The sequence below is a fragment of the Acidobacteriota bacterium genome (assembly GCA_039683095.1).
In the GTDB taxonomy this organism is placed as follows: Bacteria; Acidobacteriota; Aminicenantia; order Aminicenantales; family Saccharicenantaceae; genus RBG-16-66-30.
The window spans coordinates 1-22,964 of sequence record JBDKSB010000001.1 but is presented as its reverse complement, the minus strand read 5'-3'; the positions used below and the strand labels follow the sequence as shown (position 1 = coordinate 22,964).

Sequence of the window (22,964 nt, the reverse complement as noted above, 5' to 3'; positions counted from 1 at the left end):
GAGCCGGCGGCCGGACGCGCTCCGCCGGGTGTCATTCATATCTCAGGGCCTCGATCGGATCGAGCCGGGAGGCCTTCCGGGCCGGGTAGAAGCCGAAGAAAATGCCGATCGCGGCGGCGAAGCCGAAGGCCAGCAGGACCGAGTTGAGCGACACGACCGTCTTCATGGACGCGAACATCTTGATGTTCTTGAGCAGCTTGGACGCGCCCACGCCGACCCCGATGCCGATCAGGCCGCCCAACAGGCTGAGGACGATGGCCTCGGTCAGGAACTGGAGAAGGATGTCCTTCTCCCGCGCCCCGACGGCCATCCGCAGGCCTATCTCGCGGATCCGCTCCGTCACCGAGACCAGCATGATGTTCATGATGCCGATGCCGCCGACCAGGAGCGAGATGCCGGCGATGCTGCCGAGCAGGACGGTCATCATCTGCGTCGCCGAGGCCGCCGTTTCGGCGACGTCGGACATGTTGCGGACGGTGAAATCGTCCTCGGCCCCGGGCGCGATGCGGTGGCGGAGGCGCAGCAGCTCTTCGATCTCGGTCTGGGCCTCGTGGATCTTGTCGGAGGAGACCGCCCGGACGTCGACCGACTGGATGTAGTCGATGCCCTGGAGCCGGCGCATGGCCGTCGTGTAGGGGATGGTGATCATGTCGTCGCGGCTGCCGAAGCCGCCCGACTCGCCCCTCTTCTTCAGGACTCCCAGGACCCGGAACGGGATCTTCTTGATGCGGATGACCTTGCCGATGGCGTCCTCGCTCTCGAACAGGTTCTGCTTGACGTCGTAGCCGAGGACGCAGACCTTGGCGCCGGCCTTGACCATGGCCTCGTCGAAGTACGTGCCGAACTCGACGTCCCAGTTGCGGACGTCCGGGTAGCGGGACCCGGTCCCGGAGATCGACGTGTTCCAGTTCTTGTTGCCGTAGACCGTTTGGGCCCGGGCGTTGACCGAGGGCGAGATGTACATGACCGACGGGCACTGCTGCTCGATGGCCAGGGCGTCGTCCTCCTTGAGGGTCGTCATGCTGCCCCAGCTCTGCCGGACGCCCCGGGCGTTCTGGCTGCCGGGCATGACGAACAGCAGGTTCGTGCCCATGGAGGCGAACCGGTCCTCGATGCCGCGCTTGGCCCCCTCGCCGATGCTGACCATGGCGATGACCGCGCCGACCCCGATGATGATGCCCAGGGCCGTGAGGAACGACCTCATCTTGTTCCGGCCCAGGGCCCGGAAGGCGATCTTGAAGGTCTTGCCGATATGTTTCAAGGTTCGTTTGATCATGATGGTTGCTCCAGCGCGGGCCTTCCCGTCGGCCTCACGACGTCTCCTCGCGGACGATCAGGCCGTCCTTGAGGTAGATGCGCTTGCCGGCCCAGGCGGCGATGTCCGGCTCATGGGTGACCATGACCATGGTGATGCCCTTGTCCTCGTTGAGCGACTTGAAGATGTTCATGACCTCGGAGGAGGTCTTGCTGTCGAGGTTGCCGGTGGGCTCGTCGGCCAGGATCAGGGACGGGTTGTTGAGCAGGGCCCGGGCGATGGCCACGCGCTGCTGCTCGCCGCCGGAGAGCTGGTTGGTCTTGTGCTGGGCCCGGCCCTTGAGGCCGACGGCGGCCAGGGCGTTCAGGGCGCGCTCGGTCATGTCGCTGCCGTTAGTGGCCGAATAGAACAGCGGCAGCTCGACGTTCTCCAGGGCCGTCGTCCGGGACAGCAGGTTGAAGCTCTGGAAGACGAAGCCGATCTTCTGGTTCCGGATGCCGGCCAGCTTGTTCTTGTCCAGCGTGGAGACCTCGACGCCGTCAAGGAAATATTGACCTGAGGTCGGGCGGTCGAGGCAGCCGAGGATGTTCATAAGGCTCGACTTCCCCGATCCGGACGGCCCCATGATGGCCAGGAAGTCGCCCTCCCTGACCACGTAGGAGACGCCGCGCAGGGCGTTGACGTCGGTCTCGCCGACATGGTAGGTTTTGACGAGATCCCTCAGCTCGATGACATTTGCGGCCATGATGATGGTCCTTTCGGGGCTGGTCCCGGCGTTCAGCGCCGCCCGCCCGGAGGCCCGCCCATGAACATCATGCCGCCCATGCCGGGCTGGTTGGCGCCCGCCGCCTGGGTCGAACCCTGCGTCCCGAGGATGACCAGATCGCCTTCCTTGACGTCGCCGCGGACGATCTCCGAGTAGCTCGTGTCGGAGACGCCCGTCCGGATCATGGCCATCCGCATCTTGCCCTGGGCGTCGAGGATCCAGACGCGCGGCATCTGCGGCCGGCTCTGGCCTCCGCCCTGGCGGGTGAGGGTCCCGGGCTGGCCGGCCGGACCGCCCTGAGGCGCGCCCTGCGGAGCGCCGGAGGCCGCCGGAGCGGCCCCGCCGGGGCCGGCCGCGCCGGGCTGGCCGCCCTGGGCCTGCCGCTGGGCCATGAAGCGCTCCCGCATCTCGTCCTGCATCTTCTTGAGCTCGGCCTCGGACAGGGTGGGCGTGAAGCGAAGGGCGCCGTTGGGCACCCGCAGCACGTTCTTGGCCTCGCCGACGATGATGGACGCGGTGGCGGTCATGCCCGGCAGCAGCTTCTTCTCGGGATTGTCGACGTTGACGATGATCGTGTAGGTGACGACGTTGTTGGTCGTCGTCGGCGAGACCCGGACCTGCTGGACGATGCCGCGGAACTGCTCGTTCGGGTAGGCTTCGACGCCGAAGCGGACCGCCTGACTCTCCTTGACCTTGCCGATATCGGACTCGTCGACGTCGCACTCGACTTTCATCTTGGTCAGGTCGGTGGCCACCTGGAACAGGACCGGCACGTTGAAGCCCGATTGGAGCGTCTGGCCGAGGCTGACCTTGCGGGTGATGACCACGCCGTCGACCGGCGACCGGATGATGGCATAGCTCAGGTCGACCCGGCTCTGGTCGAGGGAGCTCTTGGCCTGGGACAGGCCGGCTTGGGCCGAGACGAGCGAGCTCTTGGCGGTGAGATAGTTCGCTTCGGCCGTGTCCATCTCCTCGACCGAAAGAAGGCTCTTGGCGAACAGCGCCTTGGCCCGCTCGTAGGCTTTCTGAGACGTCTGGAGGCTGACCTTGGCCTGTTCCAGCGCGGCCGAGCGGGTCTGATAGCTGGCCTCGTTCTGCTGGATCTTCATCTTCAACTGCTCCTGGTCGAGCTCGGCCACGATGTCGCCCGCCTTGACCGGGGTGTTGAAGTCGGCGTAGAGCTTGGTGACCTTGCCCGACACCTGGGCTCCGATGTCGATCGTATCGATCGGGTTCAGCGTGCCCGAGGTGACGACCACGGCCTCGATGTCGCCGCGGCCGATGGCTTCCGTCCTGTATTTGACTTCGTTGCCCTTGCCGCCCTTGAGAACGGTCAGGCCGAGGACCAGGGCGGTCACCGCGACCAGGGCGACGATCATCCAGAGGACTTTCTTCTTCATCTCAGATCTCCTTTAATGTTCGCGATCCGGCCGGGGGGGATCCTTCGGGGGATCCTGGTCCCGCCGCTCGCGCGAGGGGTTCCGGTCCGATTCCTTCTTGCGCCACTCCTCGAAGCGGCGGATCATCTCATCGTTCTTCTGCTTCTGCTCGGGCGTCAGGACCGCGTCGATCTCGTCCCTGAGCATCTTGCGGAGCTCGCCCAGCCTGGCCCGGCTTTCGGTCCGATAGGCCTTCATCCGCTCGTCGTTCTTCCTGAAGATCTCGTGGATCTTGTCCTGCTGCTCCTGCGTCAGGCCGAGCTCCCTGGTCCATTCCTCGGGGGACGGGGAGTGCAGCCGCGAGGCCGCGGCCCGACGGGCGGCCCGGTGCACCAAGTAGCGCTCGCCGATGACGCCGGCCGCGACGCCGAGCCCGAAGACGACGACGAGCGTCAGCGCGATCAGGATCTTGTATTTCGTCTTCATGGCGTCGGCCTCCTCAGGGGCGACTTATCGTCCAGGGAGGCGAACATGAGCATCATGGTCCGCGTCTCCGGCTTGTCGGTCTCGAAAATGGCCGTGGTCTCCGACATCGGATCCCTGTTCTCGAGGAGCAGGGCCGCCGACTGGCTCAGCTCGCGGACCCTGGGGGCGAAAAAGAGGAAGCCGCCCAGGAGGATGACCAGGGCCAGGAACACGGGAATGGCCTTGAGGCTCCAGCGTTCCCAGAAGAGCAGGGGCACGAGGTCCGTCTCTTCGCGGAGCCGGGGTTCGAGGCGCTCCCAGAAGCGGGGCAGCGGCTGGGCTTCCCGCCCGTCCTTCAGGAGACGGAGCATCGACCGGTATTCCGCTTCGACCTTCCGGCAGGCCGGACAAGCCGCGAGGTGGGCCGCCAGGCGGTCCCTGTCGCGCCCGCCGAGGCGGCCGTCGATAGACCGAAGGAGCAGCTCCTCAGCTTTGCGGCAGTTCATAGGCCCCTCCTTCGCCGGCGAGATACGGCTCCAGCTTGATCCGGAGCATCCGGCGCGCCCGGTGGAGGCGGGAGTCGACCGTCCCCGGCGACAGGCGCAGGATCCGCGAGATGTCCTCGTACGCCAGCCCCTGGATGTCGCGGAGCGTCAGGATGATCCGGTATTTCTCCGGCAGGCCCTGGACCACGTTCCGGACGAGCGACCGGCGGGCTTCCGTTTCCCGCTCCTGTTCGGCCCGCTCGGCTTGCTCCTTGTCGGAGAAGGCGGCCTCGCCGACATCGTCCAGGGACACTTCCTTGGCCCGGCCTTTCTTCCGGAGAAAATCCTTTATATGGTTCATGGACACGCGGTAAAGCCACGTCCCGAACTCCGACTTCCCGTGGAACCGGGGCAGGGCGAGATAGGCCTTCAGGAAGATCTCCTGGGCCAGGTCGTCGGCCGCCTCCCGGTTGCGGGTGAAACTCAAAGCCATGCTGAACACCTTCGGCTGGTATTTCGTGACCAGCTGCTCGAAAGCACCTGGGCTTCCTTCCTGAGCCAGTCGAACCAGCTGTTTCTCTTCCATGCGGATAAGCTCACTTGTCCTCCGCACCCTGTTAGACGGGGGGAGGAGGCAATTCTTCCCGGAACGGGGTCTTTCCCCAAGACGCCGGCCCGGGGAGTCCCGTTTCAGCGGCGCATTCCCCTGAACGGCCGGTTCCCAGGGGCCTACCGGCGTCAATTATACAGGATTCACCGTGGGCAGGCCATGCCGGGCCTGACGGACGATCAGCGGGTACGGAAGAGAAGGCCCGGCCCGATCCGGGCCGCCCCGCGGACTCCCCTAGCCGATCTTGACCGTCGTCCGGGCCACGCCGCCGCGGGTGGACAGGATGGAGATCTCGGCCTCCCCGGCCGTCCCCGGCTTGACCTTAACCTTCCAACGGACCTCTTTCTTCTCGTTCTGCCGGAGGAAGCCGATGTCCTGGCGTTCACGGACGCCGACGAGCTCGGCCCCCTCGGGCAGCCGGATCGCGGCCGCGTCGGGACGGACGATCTTTATCCGGTCGGCCATCCTGAGCGCCGTGGGCAAGCAGCCGTCATTGGTGAACACGGCCGCGATCTCGATAAGGCCCGGCTCCTTCCTGACGGGCCGGGCCTCCGCCGAGACCACTCTGACCTGGGGCAGCGACTGGGCCAGGAAGAGGTTGAACATCGCTTCCTTCTTGATCCACTCCTCGAGAAGCTCGACGGGCGGGTTCTGGCGCCAGAACTTGGGATTGAAGCCGCCGATCTCGACCTGGCCGAGCGTCGGGTGGTTGAATTTCGTCCAGGGCTTGAAATAGCGGCCGCCGAGCTCTTCGTCGATATAGCGAAGGGCCTCTAGGTCCGTCACCCGGCCGTCGCCGTCGTAGTCCTTGACCCGGCCTCCGTTCCAGAGCTCGTCGCCGTACCAGACCGCGCCGTAATAGAGGTAGCCGAAGTCGGGGGAGTGGCCGAAGAGAGGTTCGCCCTGGGGCTCCGGGGCCATCTCGAACCCGGATTCGGCGGCCATGGCCCGCGCGTTCCGGTCGCCGCGGCCGATGTTGGCGTAGTCCCAGTAGGTGTCGCCGGCGTAGGGATAGCCGGTGATCTTCTTCCCCTGCTCGTCGAAGTCCTTGAAGATCTTCATGTCCTCGGGGAACATGGACTCGCTCATGCGGCTCGTCGACGGGCCGTGGAGCAGCATGGGCACGGTCGTGTCCATGGTCTGGCCGATGCTGACGTTCGGGTGCTCGAGCAGGAAGGAGAAGACGGCCCTGGTCTCGGGCTCGGACAGCGGATACTCGCCCGCCCCGCCCTGGGTGAAGCCGCGGCCGGTCTGGTCGCGGCCGGGCATGGGCCGCCAGTTCTCGGGATAGTTGCGGTGCAGGTCGAGCCCGCCGATGCCGTCCTCGTTCGTCCGCCCGTCATGGTCGTTGTCGATCCCTTCCGGATAGATCATATAATCGCCCCGGCCCGCCGGCGCCCGCTTCATCAGCCGGCCCGAGGGGTCCGCAGGGTCGATGATCATCGCGCCCTTGCCCGGTTCGACCTTCTGGCGCATCTGGAGGATGAAGCCGTCGCCGTCCAGGTCCTCGGGCGGGTCCTCGTCGAGCAGGCCGTCCCCGTCGTCGTCGTACGGCCGGACCGTGCTGCGGTTCGACTGAGCCGTGTTCAGATAAAGCTCGGACCCGTCGGGATTGTTTTTCACCCGGACGTAGAGCGCCTTGGTGTCGACGAGCTTCGTCAGCGCCTGGTCCCGCCCGTAGCCGCCGAGGACATGGGCGGCGAACCAGAGCGCGGACTCGGCCGCCGTGACCTCGCCGGAGTGCCGGTTGCCCTCGATGAACATGGCCGGCTTGTCGGCGTCCTTGCCGGTCGCCTTGTTCGTGATCGTGATCTGCCAGATGTCGCGCCCCTCGAAAGTCCGGCCGACCGAATAGACATCGACCAGGTTCGGGTAGTCGGCCGCCCACTTGCGCAGGATGGCCGTGACCTCGTCGTACGTGTGGTAGTGCTCGAAGTCGATCTCGCCGGCCTTCTTCGGCTTGGTGAAGGCATAATCGGTCTTCGGGAAGTAGCTAATCCCGTGGCGGATGCCGCCGACGGTGTAGGTCGGGGGCAGCTTCGAGGCCTGCCTCCTCCCTGGCGGCCCGTATTCCTGAGCCGCGAGGCCGATGATCAGGGCCGCCGCGAAAGCCGCGGCCGCGCCGAGCCTGAGAGCGCGCGTGTTCATGCGTCCTCCTCGTGAAGCCGATAAGGACCGGAGGATATGCGCAACGCCCGGCCAAGTCAACCAGGGACCGAACCTTTCCAGCCGCAAGCTTTCCGGCATCGGCGCCGGGTCCTGTCCGGTGGCGCCTCCGTTCGGCTTCGGCTCCACCCCTCCCCCCGCCGGCGGAGGGGAACAGACTCCCTTCCCCCTCCGGGCCGCCCGGCGCCGATCCCAGGAAGCTTCGCCTCGGCGAAACGTCCGGGCCCCGATAACGAGGCGCGGAGGCGCGGCGATATCCGGGGGAAAATCGGCCGGAGAAGGACCGTCAGACGGACAGGTCCACCAGGACGACGGCCAAGCAGGCGATGGCCCGCTGCTCGCCGACGGGGCCGAGCCCTTCGTTGGTCTTGGCCTTGATGCCGACGGCCGTCTCGGGGATGCCGAGGACGGGCGCCAGCGCGGCCTTCATGGCCGGGATGTGCGGCCCCATCCTCGGCTCTTCGGCGACGATGACCGTATCGACGTTGACGACGGCCGCGCCGCGGCGCCGGACGAGGTCCATGACCGTTTCGAGGAGGACGAGGCTCCTCGCGCCCTTGTAGCGGGGGTCCGTGTCGGGGAAATGCGTCCCGATGTCGCCTTCGCCGACCGCCCCGAGCAGGGCGTCGATCAGGGCGTGGACGAGGGCGTCGCCGTCGGAATGCCCGATCAGGCCGGACGCGAACGGGATCTCCGTCCCGCCGAGGACGAGCCGGGGCCCGGCCCCGAGACGGTGGATGTCGTAGCCGAAGCCGATCTTAGGCATTGAGGAGGGCCTCCGCGATGGGGATGTCGAGGGGCGTCGTGATCTTGATGTTCCGGGGATCGCCGGGGACCGCCGTCACGGCCAGGCCGATCCGCTCGACGAGGGCCGCTTCGTCCGTTCCGTAGAACCGGTCCCTGCGGGCCGCCTCGAGGGCTGCGCTCAGGACGGCATAACGGAAGCCCTGGGGCGTCTGCGCCCGGGCCAGGAGCGCCCGGTCGACCGTGGCCGTGACACGCCCCTCGCGGACCTCCTTGATCGTGTCCTCGACCGGCAGGACCGGCACGGCCGCCCCGCCGGCCCGGGCCGCGGCGATGACCCGGCTGACGAGGTCCGCGCCGGCCAGCGGCCGGGCCCCGTCGTGGACGAGGACGATCTCGGGGGCCGTCGCGGCCAGGAGACGGAATCCCTGCCAGACCGAATCCTGGCGCCGCTCCCCGCCGCGGACGATGTCGACGATCTTGGGATAGCGCAGCCGGTAATGCTTGAGGTCCCGCTCGTCGGGCAGGACCAGGGCGATGGCCTCCACCTCGGCGTGGCCCTGGAACCGCTCCAGGGTCCATTCGAGGACCGGCTTGGCCCGGAGGTAGGCGAACTGCTTCGGCTGGCCGAAGCGCTTGCCGGCCCCGGCGGCCACGATGATGGCCGAGGCGCCGCTCACTTGGCCTCCCCGTTGAAGCGGCCGAAGATCATCTTGCCGACGGTCGTCTGGAGAACCGAGGTGACGGTGACGTCGACGGCCTGGCCGATCACCCGCCGCGCGTTGTCGACGACGACCATGGTCCCGTCCTCGAGGTAGGCGACGCCCTGCTCCTTCTCCTTGCCTTCCTTGAGGATGAAGACGTTCATGATCTCGCCGGGCAGTGCGACCGGCCGGAGGGAGTTGACCAGCTCGTTGATGTTGAGGACCTTGATGCCGTGGATCCGGGCGACCTTGTTCAGGTTGAAATCGTTGGTGACGATCTTGCCGTCCATCGTCTTGGCCAGCTCGATGAGCTTGGAATCGACGTCGCGGGCCTCGGGGAAATCCGCGTCCGAGAGGACGGTCTCGACCTGGGAGGACTTCTGGAGATGATCGAGGACGTCCAGGCCGCGGCGGCCCCGCTGCCGCTTCAGCCCGTCGGGGGAGTCGGCCACGAGATGCAGCTCCTTGAGGACGAACTGCGGGATGACCAGCGTGCCCTCGACGAAGCCCGTGTCGCAGAGGTCGGCGATGCGGCCATCGATGATGACGCTGGTGTCCAGGATCTTGAAGCTGCGGCCGGCCCGCTTCTCCTTGAACAGCCCGGCCAGGTGGGCCGGGTCGAACCACTCCGGCTTCTTCATGCCGACCAGGACCCCGAAGTAGGGCATGATGACCACGAAGAAGATGCGGACGAAGGTGCCCATCTCGGCTGTCCGGACGACCGAATGGTAGACGGCGCCGAAGAGCCAGCCGAGGACGAGCCCGAGTATCAGGCCTGCGCCGGCGCTCCAGAGGACCCGGAACGGGGCCCGGCGGACGCGGGTTTCGAGGACCATCATCAGGACGCCGATGGCGGCGGCCGCCGCCGCGCCGGGGACCGGGCCGAGCTTGAACGGCGGGTAGATGTACCCCCCGACGGTGATCAGCCCGAGCACGAACAGCCGGAAGAGCAAGATGCCCATCTCCGCGCTCCTTACGATCGGACCTATCTCTTATCCCTTGCGATCCATAGGGACTTCAGAAAACGCGCTGCAGGGCGTCGCGGACGGTCCGGACGCCCAGGCATTCGATCTCCGGCAGGTCCTTCCGGTCCAGGGCGTCCAGGTTGCCGGCCGGCAGCATTATGCCGCCGAAGCCCAGGGCCTGCGCCTCCTTGATGCGGACGAGGGGCTGAGCCACGGAGCGGATCTCGCCGCTGAGCCCGACCTCGCCGAAAAAGGCCATGTCCTGGGGCAGCGGCATGTTCTTGAGCGAAGAGACGACGGCCATGACCACGCCCAGGTCGACGGCCGGCTCGTCGATCGACATGCCGCCGGCCACGTTGAGGTAGATGTCCTCGCCGGCGAAGCTGTAGCCGGCCTTCTTCTCGACCAGGGCCAGCAGCATGGCCGTCCGGTAGTGGTCGAGGCCGATGGTCATGCGCCTGGGGTTGCCGGTGAAAAGGGTCGAGGAGACGAGGGCCTGGATCTCGGCCAGGAACGGGCGCGTGCCCCTGACCGTGCAGACGACGGCGCTGCCGGCCTCGTCGCGGGGCCGCTCGCGGAGGAAGAAGGCCGACGGGTTGAGGATCGGCTGGAGCCCGGCCGCGGTCATCTCGAACACGGCCAGCTCCGAGACCGGGCCGAAGCGGTTCTTCATGGCCCGCAGGACCCGCTGGCTGTGGTCCCGCTCGCCCTCGAACAGGAGGACGACGTCGACGATGTGCTCGAGCGATTTCGGGCCGGCCAGCGACCCGTCCTTGGTGATGTGGCCGACGATGAAGGCCGGGATCTGGCGGGTCTTGGCGAAGCGGAAGATCTGGTTGGCCGCCTCGCGGACCTGGCTGATCGTCCCCGGCCCGGAGGTCATCTTGGCCGAGAAGACCGTCTGGATCGAGTCGACGACCAGGATCCCGGGCGCCAGGCGCTCGGCCTGGGCCAGGATGCGCTCGAGGTTGGTCTCGGCCAGGAGGAAGAGCCGGCCGTCGCGGACGCCCAGGCGGTCGCCGCGGAGCTTGATCTGCTCCAGGGATTCCTCGCCCGAGACGTAGAGGACCGGCGTCTCGTCCGTGGCCATGTCGCGGGCCACCTGGAGCAGGAGCGTCGATTTGCCGATGCCGGGCTCGCCGCCGACCAGGACGAGCGAGCCGGCGACCAGCCCGCCGCCGAGGACCTTGTTGACGTCCTCGATGCCGACGGCGATCCGCTGGCGGGGGATCTCCCGGATGTCCTTGTAGAGGACCGGCTCGGCCGGGGCGTACGTCAGGCCGCCGGGGCCGGCCTGGGCCTCTTCCTCGATCTCCTCGACGAGCGAGTTCCACTCGCCGCAGGACGAGCAGCGGCCCATCCATTTCGGATAGCGGGCGCCGCAACTCTGGCAGATGAAAACGGTCTTGTCCTTCATCCCCGCCCCGTCGTCAGTACTCCGGCGCGAGCTGTTCCATGTCGGCGAAGAGGGCGTATTCGCGGATGAACGCCAGCTGGAGGTTCCCGATCGGCCCGTTCCGCTGCTTGGCGATGTTGACTTCGGCCACGCCCCGGAGGCTCTCGTCGTCCGGGTGGTAGAACTCAGGCCGGTAGATGAAGATGACGACGTCGGCGTCCTGCTCGATGGCCCCCGATTCGCGGAGGTCGGAGAGCATGGGCTTGGGCTCGCGCCGGCCCTTCTCCGGGGCCCGGCTGAGCTGGGAGATGCCGACGACCGGGATGCGCAGCTCCTTGGCCAGCTCCTTGAGGGACCGGGAGATGAACGACATCTCCTGGTTGCGGTTCTCGAACCGCCCGCCCGTGCGCATGAGCTGGATGTAGTCGATGAAGACGATGTCCAGGCGCTGCTCCATCTTCAGGCGGCGGCTCTTGGCCTTCATCTCCATGATGGTCAGGGCCGGGGACTCGTCGACGTAGATGCGGGCCCGGGACAGGGCCTCCCCGGCCAGCTTGAGCCTCTCGAACTCGCGGTCGCTGAGGAAGCCGGTCCTGGTCTTCTTGATGTCGAGCTTGGCCTCGGCGCAGAGCAGGCGCATGACGATCTGCGTTTCCGACATCTCCATGGAGAAGAAGCCGACGGCCTTGTCGGTCTTGAGCCCGACGTGGTGGGAGATGTTCAGGCCCAGGGCCGTCTTGCCCATCGACGGCCGGGCCGCCAGGATGACCAGCTCCGAAGGCTGGAAGCCGGCCGTCATGGCGTCGAGATAGCGGAAGCCCGTCGGCACGCCGGTGACGGCCTCCTTGCGGGCGGCCGTCTCTCGGATGAGCTCCAGGGTCGGCCCGGTCAGCTGGCTCATGGGCCGGAAGCCGGGCTTGATGCGCTGATCGGCGACCTCGACTATGGCCGCCTGGGCCGCGTTGAGCAGCTCGTCGGCGTCCTCCTTCTGGTCGTAGCTGTCCTGGATGATCCTGGTCGAGGAAAGGATCAGGCGCCGCAGCAGGGCCTTCTCCTTGATGATCTGGGCGTAGTACTCGACGTTGAGGTTGCGTTGCACGCCGTCGAGGAGCGAGGCCAGGTAGGCCGCCCCGCCGACCTCCTCCAGGATGCCGGCCCGCTGGGCGTCCTCTGTCAGGCTGAGCAGCTCCACCGGCTGGCCCTTGTCGACCATGACGATGATGCGCTCGAGGATCTTCCGGTGGGCCTCCAGGTAGAGGTCCTCGGGGGAGATGGTCGAGAGGACGACGTTGAGGTTGCTGTTCTGGACGAGGATCCCGCCAAGGACGGTCCGTTCGGCCTCGACGCTGTGCGGCGGGGTCTTCTTCAGGAACATCGTGTCGAGTTCCATAGCCCCCTCGGTCCGGCCGGGCCGCGGCCGGGAACGGTCAGGATTTCTCGGGCGCCGGGGTCTCGGCCGGTCCGGCGGCCGGGGCCTCCCCCTCGGCCGCCTCGCGGACGACGTCGATCTTCACCTCGGCCCGGTCGTCCATGCTGATCTTGACCGGGACGGCGAAATGGCCGAGCCGCTTGATCGGCTCGTCCAGAAGGATCTTCTTCTTGTCGATGTCGTAGCCCAGCTTGTCCAGCGCGTCCTTGACGTCGCCGGCCGAGACGGAGCCGAAGATGACGTCCTTGTCGCCGGCCCGCCGGGCGAAGGTCAGGGAGACCTGGTTGAGCTTCTCGGCCAGAGACTGGAAGGCCTTGCGCTCGGCCTCGAGCTTCTTCTTCAGGGCCGCCCGCTCGATCTCGATGGCCTTGATGTTCGTCGCAGTGACGGCCATGGCCATCTTCCGGGGGATGAGGTAGTTGCGCCCGTAGCCGGGGGCGACGTTGACGACGTCGCCGCGGCGGCCCAGCTTCTCCACGTCCTGTTTCAGGATGACTTTCATGTCAGTCCTCGACGTAGGGCAGCAGGGCCATGAGGCGGGCCCGCTTGACGGCCAGGGCCAGCTTGCGCTGATGGAAGGCGCAGGTCCCGGTGATCCGGCGCGGGGTGATGCGGCCCCGGTCGGGGATGTACTTCTTCAGGATCTCGACGGCCTTGTAGTCGATGCCGCGGACATCCCGCTGGCAGAACCGGCAGAATTTCCTCTTGGGGGCGAAATACTTCCGGTAGCCGCCGCGTTCGCTGCGTTCGGGTCTTTCGGGTCGTTCGTCGCGCGGCATGTCACTTCTCCTCTTTCACTTCGGCCGGGGCGGGCGCCGGGGCCGGGGCCGGGGCGGCCTCTTCGGCGCGCCTCTTCTTCTTCCGCCGGGCCAGGTCACGCGGGTCCTTGAGCACGGTCATGAAGCGGATGACATGGTCGGTCTGCTTGAACCGGCGCTCCAGCTCCGCGGACACGTCCCCACCGCCGTCGTAGGTGAAGAACACGTAGACGCCTTCCTGGAAGCGCTTGATCGGGAAAGCCAGGCGGCGCTTGCCCCAGATGTCCTGCTTGACCATGTGCCCCTTCTTCTGGGCCACGATCTCGGCCATCTGCTGCACGAACTGCGTCGTCTCTTCTTCGGAAAGGCTGGGGGAGAGAACGAACCCCGTTTCGTACTGTCTCAACGAGACCTCCTTGTGGTTTAAGCAGCCCCTTCCTTCGGGAAGGAGCAAGGAGAAAAGGCTATTTTAAACGAAATCCGCGAAAAATCAACCCTCGGCCTGGGCCACCCGCTTGTTGAACCGGGTCATGGCCTTCTCGATGTCCCCGTCGAGGACCATCTCCAGGGCCTCGGCGGCCTGGTCCAGGCCCAGCTCGAGGTCGGCCCGCTCGGCCTTGCGGAAAGGCTCGAGGACATAATCGGCCGCGTCCCGGCCGCCCGGAAGCGGTCCGATGCCGACGCGGACCCGCGGGAACTCGGCCGACCCGATCTCGTTGACGATCGAGATCATGCCCTTGTGGGTGCCGGGCCGGCCGGTCCTGCGCACCCGGATCTCGCCGAGCGGGATATCGAGATCGTCGTAGATAACGACCAGCCGGTCAGGGCCGATGCCCTTGCCTTCGAGGGCCGCCCGCACGGCGGTCCCGCTGAGGTTCATGTAGGTCTTGGGCTCGGCCAGGAGGACGTCCTCGCCGCCCCGCCGGGCCAGGGCCGTGCGGGACTTGAACAGCCGGCCCCGGAGCTCGACGCCCCAGGCCCGGGCCAGCCGGTCGACGACGAGGAAGCCCGCGTTGTGCCTTGTCCCCGCGTACTCGTCACCCAGGTTGCCCAGGCCCACGACCAGCCACAAGGATTATTTCTCCGGCTCTTCCTTCTCGGCCCGTTCCTTCTTGATGACCTCGGGCTCCTTGGGCTCCTCGGCCGCCACCTCGCCTTCCGGCTTCTCGCCGGGGAAGGCTTCCTCTTCCTTGTGCGGCATGGAGATGAGGACGAGGACGGTGTTCGGGTCGGTCAGGACCTTGACCCCGGCGGGCACCGTCATGCCCTGGGCCTTGAAGGACTGGTTGACGTGAAGATCGGAGATGTCGATCGTCAGGCTCTCCGGGATGTCGCGCGGCAGGCACTCGACCTCGACCTCGCGGGTGACGAAGTCGATGAAGCCGCCTTCGTTCTTGACGCCGAACGGCTCGCCGGTGTGGATGACCGGGACGGTGACCCGGATCGGCTTGTCCATGTTGATCCGGATGAGATCGACGTGGAGCAGCTCGTCCGTGGCCGGGTCGACCTGCAGTTCCTTGATCATGGCGTCGTACGAGTCGGCGTCGACGGCGACCTTGAAGATCGTGTTCTCGCCGCTCTCCAGGCGGAGGATCTCGACGATGTCCTTCTTGGCCAGGACCAGGGGCATCGTCTCGATGGACTCCCCATAGAGGACGGCCGGGACGAATCCCTGGGCCCGTAGCCGCCGCGAGGCGTTGGTCCCGAGGCCTTGGCGTTTTTCGGTCTTGACGACGATGTTCATGGTGTTCTCCTTAGGCGAACAGGGAGCTGACGGAGCTGCCCTCGTTGATCCGCCGGATGGCCTCGCCGAAGAGCTCGGCGACGGACAGGACGGCGAACCGGCCGGAAGCGGCGGCCTGCGGGTTCAGCGGGATCGTGTTGGTCACGAAAACCCGCTCGAGCTTCGATGGCATGATCCGGTCGACGGCCGGACCAGAGAGAACGGGGTGGGTGCAGGCGCTGAAGATCCTCTTCGCGCCTTCCTTGGCCAGGGCCTCGGCGCCGAGCGTCAGCGTGCCGGCGGTGTCGACCATGTCGTCGTAGATGACGACGTTCCGGCCGGCGACGTCGCCGATGACGTGCAGGACCTCGGCCACGTTGGGCGCCGGACGCCGCTTGTCGATGATCGCCAGCTTGGCGTCGAGGCGCTTGGCGAAGACGCGGGCCCGGCCCACGCCGCCGGCGTCCGGGGAGACGACGGTCACGTCGTCGAGCTTGAGCGTCTTGATGTGGTTGGCCAGCACGGGCGCGGCCATCAGATTGTCCACGGGGATGTCGAAGAAGCCCTGGATCTGGGGCGAGTGAAGGTCCATCGTCAGGACGCGGTTGGCGCCGGCCGTCTCGATGAGGTCGGCCACGAGGCGGGCGCTGATCGGCACCCGCGGCTTGTCTTTCCAATCCTGGCGGGCGTAGGGGAAGTAGGGGACGACCGCCGTGATGCGCCCGGCCGAGGCCCTCTTGAAGGCGTCCATCATGATGAACAGCTCCATCAGGTAGCTGTTCGCGTCACAGCAGCCCGACTGGATGATGAAGACGTCCTCGCCGCGGACGTTCTCGTCGATGTAGAACCGGATCTCCCCGTCGCTGAAGCGCTTGAGGACGCAGCGCCCGAGGTCGATCTTCAGGTAATCGACGATCTCCTGGGCCAGGGCCGGATTCGATGATCCCGTGAATACCTTCATCGTCCTATCCTCGTCTCATATCGTCCGAACTGGGGCGGGAGGATTCGAACCTCCGATGACGGAGCCAAAGTCCGTTGCCTTACCGCTTGGCTACGCCCCAGCACCGAGCTGGGCCCAATAGTGCTCCCGCGGCAGCGTTGCCGCGAGGCGGGCGTCCGGCGTGCCGGGGAGCCTGCTCCGCGCCGCCTCGGCGCTCGCGGCGTCGGGGAACAGCCCGTACACCGCGGAGCCCGAACCGCTGACCTGGGACACCAAAGCCCCCCGCTCCCGGAAAAATCTTGTCCAGCGCTCGAGCTCGGGATGGGCCCGGAAAATGACGCGTTCCAGGTCATTATCCAACAGTCCGAAGTCTCCGGACTCCAGAAAGCGCTCAATTTTACTGACTTTCCCGGGGGAAGTCAAGGACGCCTCGACGCCGGCGTAGACGGACGGCGTGGAGATCGGGAACGGGGGGAAGACCAGCAGGCAGGCGAGCGGCGCCAGGTCCGGCAGGGGCGTCAGCCGGTCGCCGATCCCCTCTCCCAGGCAGAGCCCGCCCTTCAGGAAAAAGGGGACATCGGCTCCCAGCCCCCGGGCCAGGGGGGCCAGCCGGGCCGGGCCCAGCCCCAGGCCCCAGAGCGCGTCCAGGGCCAGAAGCGTGGCCGCGGCGTTGGAGCTGCCGCCGCCCAGGCCGCGCCCGGCGGGGATCGATTTCCGGACGGCGATCCGGACGCCCCGGACCGTCCCGCTCTCCTCGCAAAGCCGCCGGGCGGCCCGGTCGATGAGGTTCGTCCGGTCCCAGGCGATCGACCGGTCGTCGCCGGAAAGCTCGATGACGCCGTCCGGGGCCGGCCCGAGGTCGAGCTCGTCGGACAGGGCGATGGTCTGGAAGAGCGTCCGGATATCGTGGTAGCCGTCGGGCCGCTTGCCGACGATCTCGAGGCCGAGGTTGATCTTGGCGAAAGAGCGGATGGTCATCGGTCGACGAGATCCAGGATCTCCTCCCAGGTCTTGGCCGCGTAGCCGCGCAGGAAAGCCGTGTCAAACGGCTCGTCGCGCGGCTGCGGATTGAAGCCGAGCTTCAGGACCTTGACCCGGCCGGAGGCCCCGGGCCCTTTGACCGCGATCTCGCGGGGCACCGCGCCGCCGGGGAAGAAGGCCCGGACCTCCAGCGCGAACCCGTCGCGGGCGCCGCGGGCGCCGCGGCCTTCGGCGTCCCGCTCGACGGCCCAGGCGCCGTCGCCGCCGGCGCCCCAGGAACCGGACAGGAGGCGGACGGCCTCGCCGGGCAGAAGCGCGACGCCGAGGAAACGCTCCATCATGACCGCCGCGGCGTCCTCGGCGTAGATGCCGCGAGCCGGCAGGACGAACCAGGCCCGCTCGCCGCGGAAAACGATGAGGAAGGCCGTGCGGCCGAGCGGATCGACGGCCTCGATCCGGCCGAGGTCCGGCTGGCGGAAGACGAATCCGAACTTGCCCCTGATCGAGGCTTCCGCACCCGCTATGGACGCGGAGCCGAAGCCCTCGACGGCCTCGACGCCGCCGGACGGCGGCACGAGACGCGGCGGAGGGGCCGCGCAGGACAGGGACCCGAGGAACGAAGCGACGAGCAGGGCTGCCGCGGGCGGGAACCGGCTCCGGACGGCCGCTCTACTTGAAGCCATAATCTTCGGTCTTGGGAGGCTTCTTCGCCCCGTCCTTCATCTTCCCCTTCCGGAACAGGGGATAGAACGGCGACTTGAGGCGCCGGCCGAAGCAGGACATGTTGGGATTAATGATAAGGAGCAGAACGAAAGCAGCGAAAATGATCAGGATCGCCGTCGTGCTCCACTTCATGGTCGGTTGCCTTGCCTTCGCCCGGGCCGGCGGCCGAACGGGCGCGCTCGGGCCGCGCCGGTTCCGGACGCGCTATTCGCGGCCTTCGGGCTCGTCCTGGAAGATCGGGATCTTGGCTTTTTCTTTTTCTTGTCCGAGACGATGACCGAGGAAAAACACCAGGCCCAGCGTCAACACAGCCAGCAGGAACTTGAAGAAGCCTTTCATCTGATCCTTCCCGTGAGCATTTTATCTTAAATTACGTGAAAAAGTCAATCTCGTTCAGCCGCGGAAACCAGATTGATTTTTCCCCGTCCCGCCCCTATATTGAGGGCGATGAAGCGGCGGACGCGCCGCGGGAGAGCGCCGATGACCAGAACCCTTCGCTCGATCGTCCTCCTGCTTGTCTTCGCCCCGGCGGCGGCTTTCGCCCAGGGCCTCAGGCCGGCCGTGTTCGCCGGCCAGTTCTACCCGGCCGACCCGGCCCGGCTGGCCGCCGATATCGACGGCTACCTGGCCGCGGCCGCCCCGGCCAGGCCGGCCGCATCCGGTCGCATCATCGGGATAATCGCGCCTCACGCCGGCTACGCGTATTCGGGCCGGACGGCGGCCGCCGCCTACGCCCTCGTCCGCGGCCAGGCCATCGACACCGTCGTCATCATCGGGCCGTCCCACCGCTTCGCCTTCGAGGGGGTCTCGGTCTGGCCGGACGGAGGGTTCGAGACGCCGCTCGGGACCGCCCGGGTCGACGCGGACTTGGCCAAGGCCATCGCCAAGGCCTCGGGCTTCCGCTTCCGGCCGGAGGCCTTCGCCGAAGAGCACTCGGTCGAGGTCCAGGTGCCCTTCGTCCAGCGCGTCCTGCCCGGCGCGGCCATCGTCCCCATCGTCATGGGCGCGCAGGCGGCGACGACCATCAGGGCCCTCGCCTCGGCCCTGGCCAAGAACTGCCGGGACCGGAAGGTCCTGGTCGTCGCCTCGACGGACCTGTCGCACTACCTGCCGGAGGCTCAGGCCCGGTCCACGGACGCCGCCACGGCCGCGCTGCTCGAAGGCCGCAAGACCGAGACGCTCATCCGCCGGGTCGAGGCGGGCGAGAATATCATGTGCGGCGGCGGCGGTGTCGCCTCCCTTCTTCTCTACGCGGCCAGGCTCGGCCGGCCCGAGGTCAAGGTGCTGGCCCGGACGGACTCGGCTGCGTTCGGCGGCCCGGTCGTCGGCTACCTGGCCGCGGCGGTCCGGACGCAGGGCCACGCGGCGCCCGAGGCCTTCACGCTGACCGCGGACGAAAAGGCCGAGCTCTTGAAAATGGCCCGCGCCTCCCTGGCCGCGTTCCTGGAGCGGGGGGCGACTATCGACGACCTCTCCGGCCGGGAGAAGTTCCGGACGCCGCGCGGCGCCTTCGTGACGCTGACGAAGAGCGGGGACCTGCGCGGCTGCATCGGCTTCATCGAGCCCGTCATGCCGCTCGGCCAGGCCGTCATCCGCTGCGCGATCTACGCGGCCACGGAGGACCCCCGCTTCCCGCCCGTCGCCGCGTCCGAGATCGGGCGCCTGCGGGTCGAGATCTCGGTCCTGACGCCGGTCCGGGAGATCGCCGACCCCGGGCTGGTCAAGGTCGGCACCCACGGTGTCGTCGTCGAGAGGGACGGGCGCAAGGGCCTGCTCCTGCCCCAGGTGCCGGTCGAGAACGGCTGGGACCGCGAGACGTTCCTGGCCCAGGCCTCGCTCAAGGCCGGCCTGCCGGCCGACGCCTGGAAGCGCGGGGCGAAGCTCTCGGTCTTCGAGGCGATCGTCTTCCACGAATAGCCTCGCGGTGGCCATTGTTTTTAATCAACCGATCGAATTCTGCTATAATGGTCTATTGTTTATGCGGAGTTAGACCAAAATGCCGATCTACGAATATCAGTGCAAGAAGTGCCGGGAGACGACCGAAGTTCTCCAGAAGGCCAAGGATAAGCCCCTCGAGAAGTGCCCCAAGTGCGGCGGGCCGGTGGCCAAGAGGATCTCCTCGCCGGCCATCCAGTTCAAGGGCAGCGGCTGGTATATCACCGACTACGCCAAGAAGGATTCCGTCCCCGCCGGGCATACCGCGAGGGACCGCAAGGCCGGCGCCGAATCGCCGGCCGAGACCAAGTCCGAGGCCGCCAGCGGGTCCTGCGGCACGGCCGGGGCCGGGTGCGGCAAGTCCTCGTCCTGACCGTTCGAGCGGAGGTTTTCCCCGCCGGCGAACCCGAGCCATGAAGACGCGCAGGGCCGTTTTTTTCGACCGTGACGGCACCCTCAACGAGGATACCGGCTATCCGGCCGACTTCCGCCAGATCCACATCTATCCGGCCGCCTTCGAGGCCGTCCGCGCCCTCAGGAAGGCCGGCTTCGCCGCCGTCGTCGTGACCCACCAGTCGGGCGTCGGCCGCGGCTACATCGCCGCGGAGGAGCTCGGGGACCTGCACCGCCGCTTCGCCGAAGAGTTCGCCCGACAGGGCGCGCCGCTCGACGCCATCTATTCCTGCCTTCACGCCGGCGAGGGTCCGGAGCCGGATTGCCCCTGCGCCAAGCCGCGGCCGGGCCTGGGCCTACAGGCGGCCCGCGAGCTCGGCCTCGATCTCAACGCCTCGTACATGATCGGGGACAAGCCGGCCGATGTCCTGTTCGGAAGGAACATCGGCGCGGCCCCCGTCCTGGTCCTCACCGGCTACGGCCGCCGGTCCGCCGCCGCCCTGGCCGCCCGCGGCGTCCGGCCAGCCCACACGGCCGCGGACATTTTCGCGGCGGCGTCCTGGATACTCGGACAGGAGAGGCCCGACGGCCATGGTCAGGTTTGACGACATCGTCGAGAAGGTTTCCTCCTACGTCAGCGAGAAGGAGGTCGCCGCCCTCCGCAAGGCCTACGTCTTCGCCGGCCAGGCCCACAAGGGCCAGGTCCGCCGCTCCGGCGAGCCGTACCTCAGCCACCCGCTCGAGGTCGCGGATTGCCTGGCCGACATGCGCCTCGACAAGACGACCCTCGTCGCCGCGCTCCTCCACGACGTCCTCGAGGACACGGACACGACGGCGGCCGCGATCCGGGAGAGCTTCGGCCGCGAGGTCGCCGACCTCGTCGAGGGCGTGACCAAGATCAGCCGGGTCCAGGAGGTCTCGCCGGAGGTCCGCCGGGCCGAGACCTTGCGCAAGATCATCCTGGCCATGACCGACGACATCCGGGTCATCTTCATCAAGCTGGCCGACCGGATCCACAACCTCAAGACCCTGGGATTCCTCGGCGAGGAGAAGCAGCGCCAGATCGCCCGCGAGACGCTCGACATCTACGCGCCGATCGCCAACCGGCTGGGCATGGGGCGCATCCGGGCCGAGCTCGAGGACCTGTCCTTCCGCTACGTCGAGCCGGAGGAGTTCGCCAAGATCGCCGCGGAGATCGAGCCCCAGAGGAAGGCCGCCGAGGCGGACCTGGCGGCCATGAAGAAGACCCTCGAGGAGCTCATGGCCGCCAACGGCCTGCCGGCCGAGATCTATTGCCGGATCAAGCGGCCCTACAGCGTCTGGAGCAAGATGAAACGGCGGGACATCGGCTTCGACCAGGTCTTCGACTTCCTGGCCCTGCGCGTCATCACCGGCTCGGTCCAGGACTGCTACGGCATACTGGGCATCATCCACCAGCGCTGGACCCACCTGCCCCAGCGCTTCCGCGATTTCATCGCCATGCCCAAGCCGAACCTCTACCAGGCCCTGCACACAACGGTCATCACCGGGAACAAGCAGATGTTCGAGATCCAGATCCGGACACGGGAGATGCACGACCTGGCCGAGAACGGCATCGCCGCCCACTGGCGGTACAAGGACGACACGCCGCCGAGCCCGATGGTCGAGGACCGCCGCCTGCACTGGCTCCGGGAGATGGCCGCCCTGTTCGAGGAGAAGAAGAACCCCCAGGAGTTCCTGCGCACGCTGAAGACCAACCTCGTCCCCGAGGAGGTCTATGTCTTCACGCCCAAGGGCCGCGTCATCAACCTGCCGCCCGGCGCGACGGCCCTCGACTTCGCCTTCAAGGTCCACACGGAGATCGGGCTCCATGCCGCGGCCGCGCGGGTCAACGGCTCGCCCGCCCCGCTCAAGACCGCGCTCCGGACCGGCGACATCGTCGAGATCCTGACCGATCCGGCCAAGGCCCCGATGCGAAGCCTGCTGGCCGCCGCGGCCACCTCGGGCGCCCGCCAGGCCCTGCGGCGGGCCCTCGACGTCAAGAGCCGGGCCACGAGCATCGCGCTGGGACGCAAGCTCTGGGAGAAGGAGCTCCGCAAGTTCTCCATTCCCGCCGAGCTGCGCGGCGAAGAAGCGACGGCCGCCCGCCTGGCCGCCGCCCTCGGGCCGAAGGCCCCGTCGCTCGAGGAGTTCTACCGCCAGGCCGGCCTGGGCCGGGTCGTCGTCGACGCCAGGCTGGTCGAGGCCGTCTTCGGCCCCGTGGCGCCGCGCCGGCCGGGCCTCATCGAAAAGGCCGCGGATCGGCTGGCCCTCGGGCCCGACGCGTCCGTCCGGATCAGGGACATCGACGGGCAGATGATCAAGCTGGCCAAGTGCTGCGCGCCGGTCAAGGGCGAACCGGTCGTCGGCTACCTCACGGCCGGCCAGGGCCTGACCGTGCACTCGCTGCGCTGTCCGCTCGTGAAGCGGGAGATGCTCGACGGCCAGCGGCTGGTCGAGGTGTCGTGGGACCCGGCCCTGGCCGGGACGTTCAAGGCCCGGCTCCTGGTCAAGGCCCAGGATACGCCGGGCGTGCTGGCCAAGGTCGCCGCGGCCGTGGCCGGCCTCGAGGCCGACATCACCCGGGCGGAAGCGGCCAATATCGCGGAAGGACGGGCCCGCATCCGGCTGGACCTCAAGATCAGGGACATCAAGCAGCTGGAGGCCATCGCGAAGCGGATCGACGGCCTGAAGGAAGTTCAGTCGGTGGAGAGGGTTTGACCCGGCCCGGGCTAGGCGGCCTTGGCCACCTTGCCGGAGCGCAGGCATCTAGAGCAGACCCAGATCTGGCGCACGCCTGAGGGCGTCCGGGCTTTGACCCGCTGGAGATTGGGCTTCCACTTCTTGGGGGACGACTTGTGGGAATGGCTGACGCTATGCCCGAAGACGGGGCCTTTCTCGCAGATCTCGCAGACTTTCGGCATGGTCGTGTCTCTTTCGTCTCGGATTGAGCCGTCTTTATACCATAAAACGGGGCCGGAGGCAAGTTCCCCCGGCTCGCTTGTCAAGCCAACATGAATACTTCCGGTTTCTACCAACGTGAATACTTCCGCTTTTCTCATCGGCAGGCACGTTCCAGGTAACTGTTGTGATGAAGTTGAGGCTCCCACCTCCGCCAGGGGTGGTTAG

At 67.4% G+C, this 22,964-nt stretch carries 27 protein-coding genes and 1 tRNA gene; 4 read left to right on the top strand and 24 right to left on the bottom strand.

Annotated elements, in window-relative coordinates; genetic code table 11:
* Positions 1 to 31: 31 nt before the first annotated feature.
* The 23 genes from ABFD52_00140 to ABFD52_00030 all read right to left on the bottom strand — a co-directional run bounded on the left by ABFD52_00140 (position 32) and on the right by ABFD52_00030 (position 17,828).
* On the bottom strand, positions 32 to 1,276 hold the full coding sequence (locus tag ABFD52_00140; GenBank protein ID MEN6559168.1) for an ABC transporter permease: 1,245 nt from the start codon (positions 1,274 to 1,276) through the stop codon (positions 32 to 34).
* 34 nt (positions 1,277 to 1,310) lie between these two features.
* Entirely contained in the window at positions 1,311 to 2,000 is a 690-nt protein-coding gene (locus tag ABFD52_00135) for an ABC transporter ATP-binding protein (GenBank protein ID MEN6559167.1), read from the bottom strand.
* A gap of 32 nt (positions 2,001 to 2,032) precedes the next feature.
* Positions 2,033 to 3,421, bottom strand: coding sequence for an efflux RND transporter periplasmic adaptor subunit (locus tag ABFD52_00130; protein ID MEN6559166.1), 1,389 nt, complete (start codon positions 3,419 to 3,421; stop codon positions 2,033 to 2,035).
* Between the two features lie 12 nt (positions 3,422 to 3,433).
* A complete protein-coding gene (locus tag ABFD52_00125) occupies positions 3,434 to 3,886 on the bottom strand; it encodes a hypothetical protein (protein MEN6559165.1) in 453 nt (150 codons plus the stop codon).
* Positions 3,883 to 4,371 (bottom strand): zf-HC2 domain-containing protein, encoded by a 489-nt coding sequence (locus ABFD52_00120; protein MEN6559164.1) that lies wholly within the window; start codon positions 4,369 to 4,371, stop codon positions 3,883 to 3,885. The genes ABFD52_00125 and ABFD52_00120 overlap by 4 nt, the downstream gene beginning before the upstream one ends.
* Positions 4,352 to 4,936, bottom strand: coding sequence for a sigma-70 family RNA polymerase sigma factor (locus ABFD52_00115; protein ID MEN6559163.1), 585 nt, complete (start codon positions 4,934 to 4,936; stop codon positions 4,352 to 4,354). Before ABFD52_00115 ends, ABFD52_00120 begins: the two co-directional genes overlap by 20 nt.
* Positions 4,937 to 5,194: 258 nt before the next feature.
* Positions 5,195 to 7,108: a M14 family metallopeptidase gene (locus ABFD52_00110; protein MEN6559162.1), complete on the bottom strand. Its 1,914-nt coding sequence runs from the start codon at positions 7,106 to 7,108 to the stop codon at positions 5,195 to 5,197.
* A 304-nt stretch (positions 7,109 to 7,412) separates the two neighbouring features.
* Entirely contained in the window at positions 7,413 to 7,892 is a 480-nt protein-coding gene (gene ispF / locus ABFD52_00105) for a 2-C-methyl-D-erythritol 2,4-cyclodiphosphate synthase (GenBank protein MEN6559161.1), read from the bottom strand.
* Positions 7,885 to 8,550, bottom strand: coding sequence for a 2-C-methyl-D-erythritol 4-phosphate cytidylyltransferase (ispD, locus tag ABFD52_00100; GenBank protein MEN6559160.1), 666 nt, complete (start codon positions 8,548 to 8,550; stop codon positions 7,885 to 7,887). The genes ispF and ispD overlap by 8 nt, the downstream gene beginning before the upstream one ends.
* Positions 8,547 to 9,536 carry a PIN domain-containing protein gene (locus tag ABFD52_00095; protein ID MEN6559159.1) on the bottom strand — a complete coding sequence of 330 codons (990 nt, stop codon included), beginning with the start codon at positions 9,534 to 9,536 and terminating at the stop codon, positions 8,547 to 8,549. The genes ispD and ABFD52_00095 overlap by 4 nt, the downstream gene beginning before the upstream one ends.
* Positions 9,537 to 9,591: 55 nt before the next feature.
* Positions 9,592 to 10,956, bottom strand: coding sequence for a DNA repair protein RadA (gene radA / locus ABFD52_00090; GenBank protein ID MEN6559158.1), 1,365 nt, complete (start codon positions 10,954 to 10,956; stop codon positions 9,592 to 9,594).
* A gap of 13 nt (positions 10,957 to 10,969) precedes the next feature.
* Positions 10,970 to 12,325, bottom strand: coding sequence for a replicative DNA helicase (dnaB, locus tag ABFD52_00085; GenBank protein ID MEN6559157.1), 1,356 nt, complete (start codon positions 12,323 to 12,325; stop codon positions 10,970 to 10,972).
* Between the two features lie 37 nt (positions 12,326 to 12,362).
* Positions 12,363 to 12,866: a 50S ribosomal protein L9 gene (gene rplI / locus ABFD52_00080; protein MEN6559156.1), complete on the bottom strand. Its 504-nt coding sequence runs from the start codon at positions 12,864 to 12,866 to the stop codon at positions 12,363 to 12,365.
* Position 12,867: 1 nt separating this feature from the next.
* Complete coding sequence (gene rpsR / locus ABFD52_00075) at positions 12,868 to 13,143, bottom strand: 30S ribosomal protein S18 (GenBank protein ID MEN6559155.1); 276 nt, start codon at positions 13,141 to 13,143, stop codon at positions 12,868 to 12,870.
* 1 nt (position 13,144) lies between these two features.
* The gene (gene rpsF, locus ABFD52_00070; protein MEN6559154.1) at positions 13,145 to 13,528 is read right to left on the bottom strand and encodes a 30S ribosomal protein S6; all 384 of its coding nucleotides are present in this window, start codon (positions 13,526 to 13,528) and stop codon (positions 13,145 to 13,147) included.
* 84 nt (positions 13,529 to 13,612) lie between these two features.
* Positions 13,613 to 14,194, bottom strand: coding sequence for an aminoacyl-tRNA hydrolase (gene pth / locus ABFD52_00065; GenBank protein ID MEN6559153.1), 582 nt, complete (start codon positions 14,192 to 14,194; stop codon positions 13,613 to 13,615).
* A gap of 3 nt (positions 14,195 to 14,197) precedes the next feature.
* Positions 14,198 to 14,866, bottom strand: coding sequence for a 50S ribosomal protein L25 (locus ABFD52_00060; protein MEN6559152.1), 669 nt, complete (start codon positions 14,864 to 14,866; stop codon positions 14,198 to 14,200).
* 10 nt (positions 14,867 to 14,876) lie between these two features.
* Positions 14,877 to 15,806, bottom strand: a complete 930-nt coding sequence (locus tag ABFD52_00055) for a ribose-phosphate pyrophosphokinase (GenBank protein ID MEN6559151.1) — start codon at positions 15,804 to 15,806, stop codon at positions 14,877 to 14,879.
* A 29-nt stretch (positions 15,807 to 15,835) separates the two neighbouring features.
* Positions 15,836 to 15,906: transfer RNA gene (locus ABFD52_00050), tRNA-Gln, on the bottom strand.
* Positions 15,897 to 16,763 (bottom strand): 4-(cytidine 5'-diphospho)-2-C-methyl-D-erythritol kinase, encoded by an 867-nt coding sequence (ispE, locus tag ABFD52_00045; GenBank protein MEN6559150.1) that lies wholly within the window; start codon positions 16,761 to 16,763, stop codon positions 15,897 to 15,899. The genes ABFD52_00050 and ispE overlap by 10 nt, the downstream gene beginning before the upstream one ends.
* The gene (locus ABFD52_00040; protein MEN6559149.1) at positions 16,760 to 17,449 is read right to left on the bottom strand and encodes a hypothetical protein; all 690 of its coding nucleotides are present in this window, start codon (positions 17,447 to 17,449) and stop codon (positions 16,760 to 16,762) included. Before ABFD52_00040 ends, ispE begins: the two co-directional genes overlap by 4 nt.
* Positions 17,436 to 17,621 carry a hypothetical protein gene (locus ABFD52_00035; GenBank protein ID MEN6559148.1) on the bottom strand — a complete coding sequence of 62 codons (186 nt, stop codon included), beginning with the start codon at positions 17,619 to 17,621 and terminating at the stop codon, positions 17,436 to 17,438. The genes ABFD52_00040 and ABFD52_00035 overlap by 14 nt, the downstream gene beginning before the upstream one ends.
* Before the next feature lie 72 nt (positions 17,622 to 17,693).
* Complete coding sequence (locus ABFD52_00030) at positions 17,694 to 17,828, bottom strand: hypothetical protein (protein MEN6559147.1); 135 nt, start codon at positions 17,826 to 17,828, stop codon at positions 17,694 to 17,696.
* Positions 17,829 to 17,969: 141 nt separating this feature from the next.
* On the opposite strand from ABFD52_00030, the gene amrB reads away from it, so the two are divergent.
* From amrB to ABFD52_00010, 4 genes are all read left to right on the top strand, one after another.
* On the top strand, positions 17,970 to 19,406 hold the full coding sequence (gene amrB, locus ABFD52_00025; GenBank protein ID MEN6559146.1) for an AmmeMemoRadiSam system protein B: 1,437 nt from the start codon (positions 17,970 to 17,972) through the stop codon (positions 19,404 to 19,406).
* 79 nt (positions 19,407 to 19,485) lie between these two features.
* A complete protein-coding gene (locus tag ABFD52_00020) occupies positions 19,486 to 19,797 on the top strand; it encodes an FmdB family zinc ribbon protein (GenBank protein ID MEN6559145.1) in 312 nt (103 codons plus the stop codon).
* Positions 19,798 to 19,837: 40 nt separating this feature from the next.
* Positions 19,838 to 20,422, top strand: coding sequence for an HAD family hydrolase (locus tag ABFD52_00015; protein MEN6559144.1), 585 nt, complete (start codon positions 19,838 to 19,840; stop codon positions 20,420 to 20,422).
* Complete coding sequence (locus ABFD52_00010; GenBank protein MEN6559143.1) at positions 20,409 to 22,556, top strand: bifunctional (p)ppGpp synthetase/guanosine-3',5'-bis(diphosphate) 3'-pyrophosphohydrolase; 2,148 nt, start codon at positions 20,409 to 20,411, stop codon at positions 22,554 to 22,556. The genes ABFD52_00015 and ABFD52_00010 overlap by 14 nt, the downstream gene beginning before the upstream one ends.
* Positions 22,557 to 22,567: 11 nt before the next feature.
* Here the strand turns inward: ABFD52_00010 and rpmB are convergent, their stop codons facing one another.
* Complete coding sequence (rpmB, locus tag ABFD52_00005) at positions 22,568 to 22,759, bottom strand: 50S ribosomal protein L28 (GenBank protein ID MEN6559142.1); 192 nt, start codon at positions 22,757 to 22,759, stop codon at positions 22,568 to 22,570.
* Positions 22,760 to 22,964 lie beyond the last annotated feature (205 nt).

Coding starts and splice junctions, on each gene's coding strand:
- ABFD52_00125 (MEN6559165.1), bottom strand. CDS start 3,886: ATGAAGACGAAATACAAGATCCTGATCGCGCTGACGCTCGTCGTCGTC.
- ABFD52_00115 (MEN6559163.1), bottom strand. CDS start 4,936: ATGGAAGAGAAACAGCTGGTTCGACTGGCTCAGGAAGGAAGCCCAGGT.
- ABFD52_00030 (MEN6559147.1), bottom strand. CDS start 17,828: ATGAAAGGCTTCTTCAAGTTCCTGCTGGCTGTGTTGACGCTGGGCCTG.
- ispE (MEN6559150.1), bottom strand. CDS start 16,763: ATGACCATCCGCTCTTTCGCCAAGATCAACCTCGGCCTCGAGATCGTC.
- ABFD52_00120 (MEN6559164.1), bottom strand. CDS start 4,371: ATGAACTGCCGCAAAGCTGAGGAGCTGCTCCTTCGGTCTATCGACGGC.
- ABFD52_00015 (MEN6559144.1), top strand. CDS start 19,838: ATGAAGACGCGCAGGGCCGTTTTTTTCGACCGTGACGGCACCCTCAAC.
- rpsR (MEN6559155.1), bottom strand. CDS start 13,143: ATGCCGCGCGACGAACGACCCGAAAGACCCGAACGCAGCGAACGCGGC.
- ABFD52_00020 (MEN6559145.1), top strand. CDS start 19,486: ATGCCGATCTACGAATATCAGTGCAAGAAGTGCCGGGAGACGACCGAA.
- ABFD52_00040 (MEN6559149.1), bottom strand. CDS start 17,449: ATGGCTTCAAGTAGAGCGGCCGTCCGGAGCCGGTTCCCGCCCGCGGCA.
- amrB (MEN6559146.1), top strand. CDS start 17,970: ATGACCAGAACCCTTCGCTCGATCGTCCTCCTGCTTGTCTTCGCCCCG.
- ABFD52_00135 (MEN6559167.1), bottom strand. CDS start 2,000: ATGGCCGCAAATGTCATCGAGCTGAGGGATCTCGTCAAAACCTACCAT.
- ABFD52_00140 (MEN6559168.1), bottom strand. CDS start 1,276: ATGATCAAACGAACCTTGAAACATATCGGCAAGACCTTCAAGATCGCC.
- ABFD52_00095 (MEN6559159.1), bottom strand. CDS start 9,536: ATGGGCATCTTGCTCTTCCGGCTGTTCGTGCTCGGGCTGATCACCGTC.
- radA (MEN6559158.1), bottom strand. CDS start 10,956: ATGAAGGACAAGACCGTTTTCATCTGCCAGAGTTGCGGCGCCCGCTAT.
- ABFD52_00130 (MEN6559166.1), bottom strand. CDS start 3,421: ATGAAGAAGAAAGTCCTCTGGATGATCGTCGCCCTGGTCGCGGTGACC.
- ABFD52_00055 (MEN6559151.1), bottom strand. CDS start 15,806: ATGAAGGTATTCACGGGATCATCGAATCCGGCCCTGGCCCAGGAGATC.
- rplI (MEN6559156.1), bottom strand. CDS start 12,866: ATGAAAGTCATCCTGAAACAGGACGTGGAGAAGCTGGGCCGCCGCGGC.
- ispF (MEN6559161.1), bottom strand. CDS start 7,892: ATGCCTAAGATCGGCTTCGGCTACGACATCCACCGTCTCGGGGCCGGG.
- ABFD52_00110 (MEN6559162.1), bottom strand. CDS start 7,108: ATGAACACGCGCGCTCTCAGGCTCGGCGCGGCCGCGGCTTTCGCGGCG.
- ABFD52_00035 (MEN6559148.1), bottom strand. CDS start 17,621: ATGAAGTGGAGCACGACGGCGATCCTGATCATTTTCGCTGCTTTCGTT.
- ABFD52_00060 (MEN6559152.1), bottom strand. CDS start 14,866: ATGAACATCGTCGTCAAGACCGAAAAACGCCAAGGCCTCGGGACCAAC.
- dnaB (MEN6559157.1), bottom strand. CDS start 12,325: ATGGAACTCGACACGATGTTCCTGAAGAAGACCCCGCCGCACAGCGTC.
- rpmB (MEN6559142.1), bottom strand. CDS start 22,759: ATGCCGAAAGTCTGCGAGATCTGCGAGAAAGGCCCCGTCTTCGGGCAT.
- ABFD52_00010 (MEN6559143.1), top strand. CDS start 20,409: ATGGTCAGGTTTGACGACATCGTCGAGAAGGTTTCCTCCTACGTCAGC.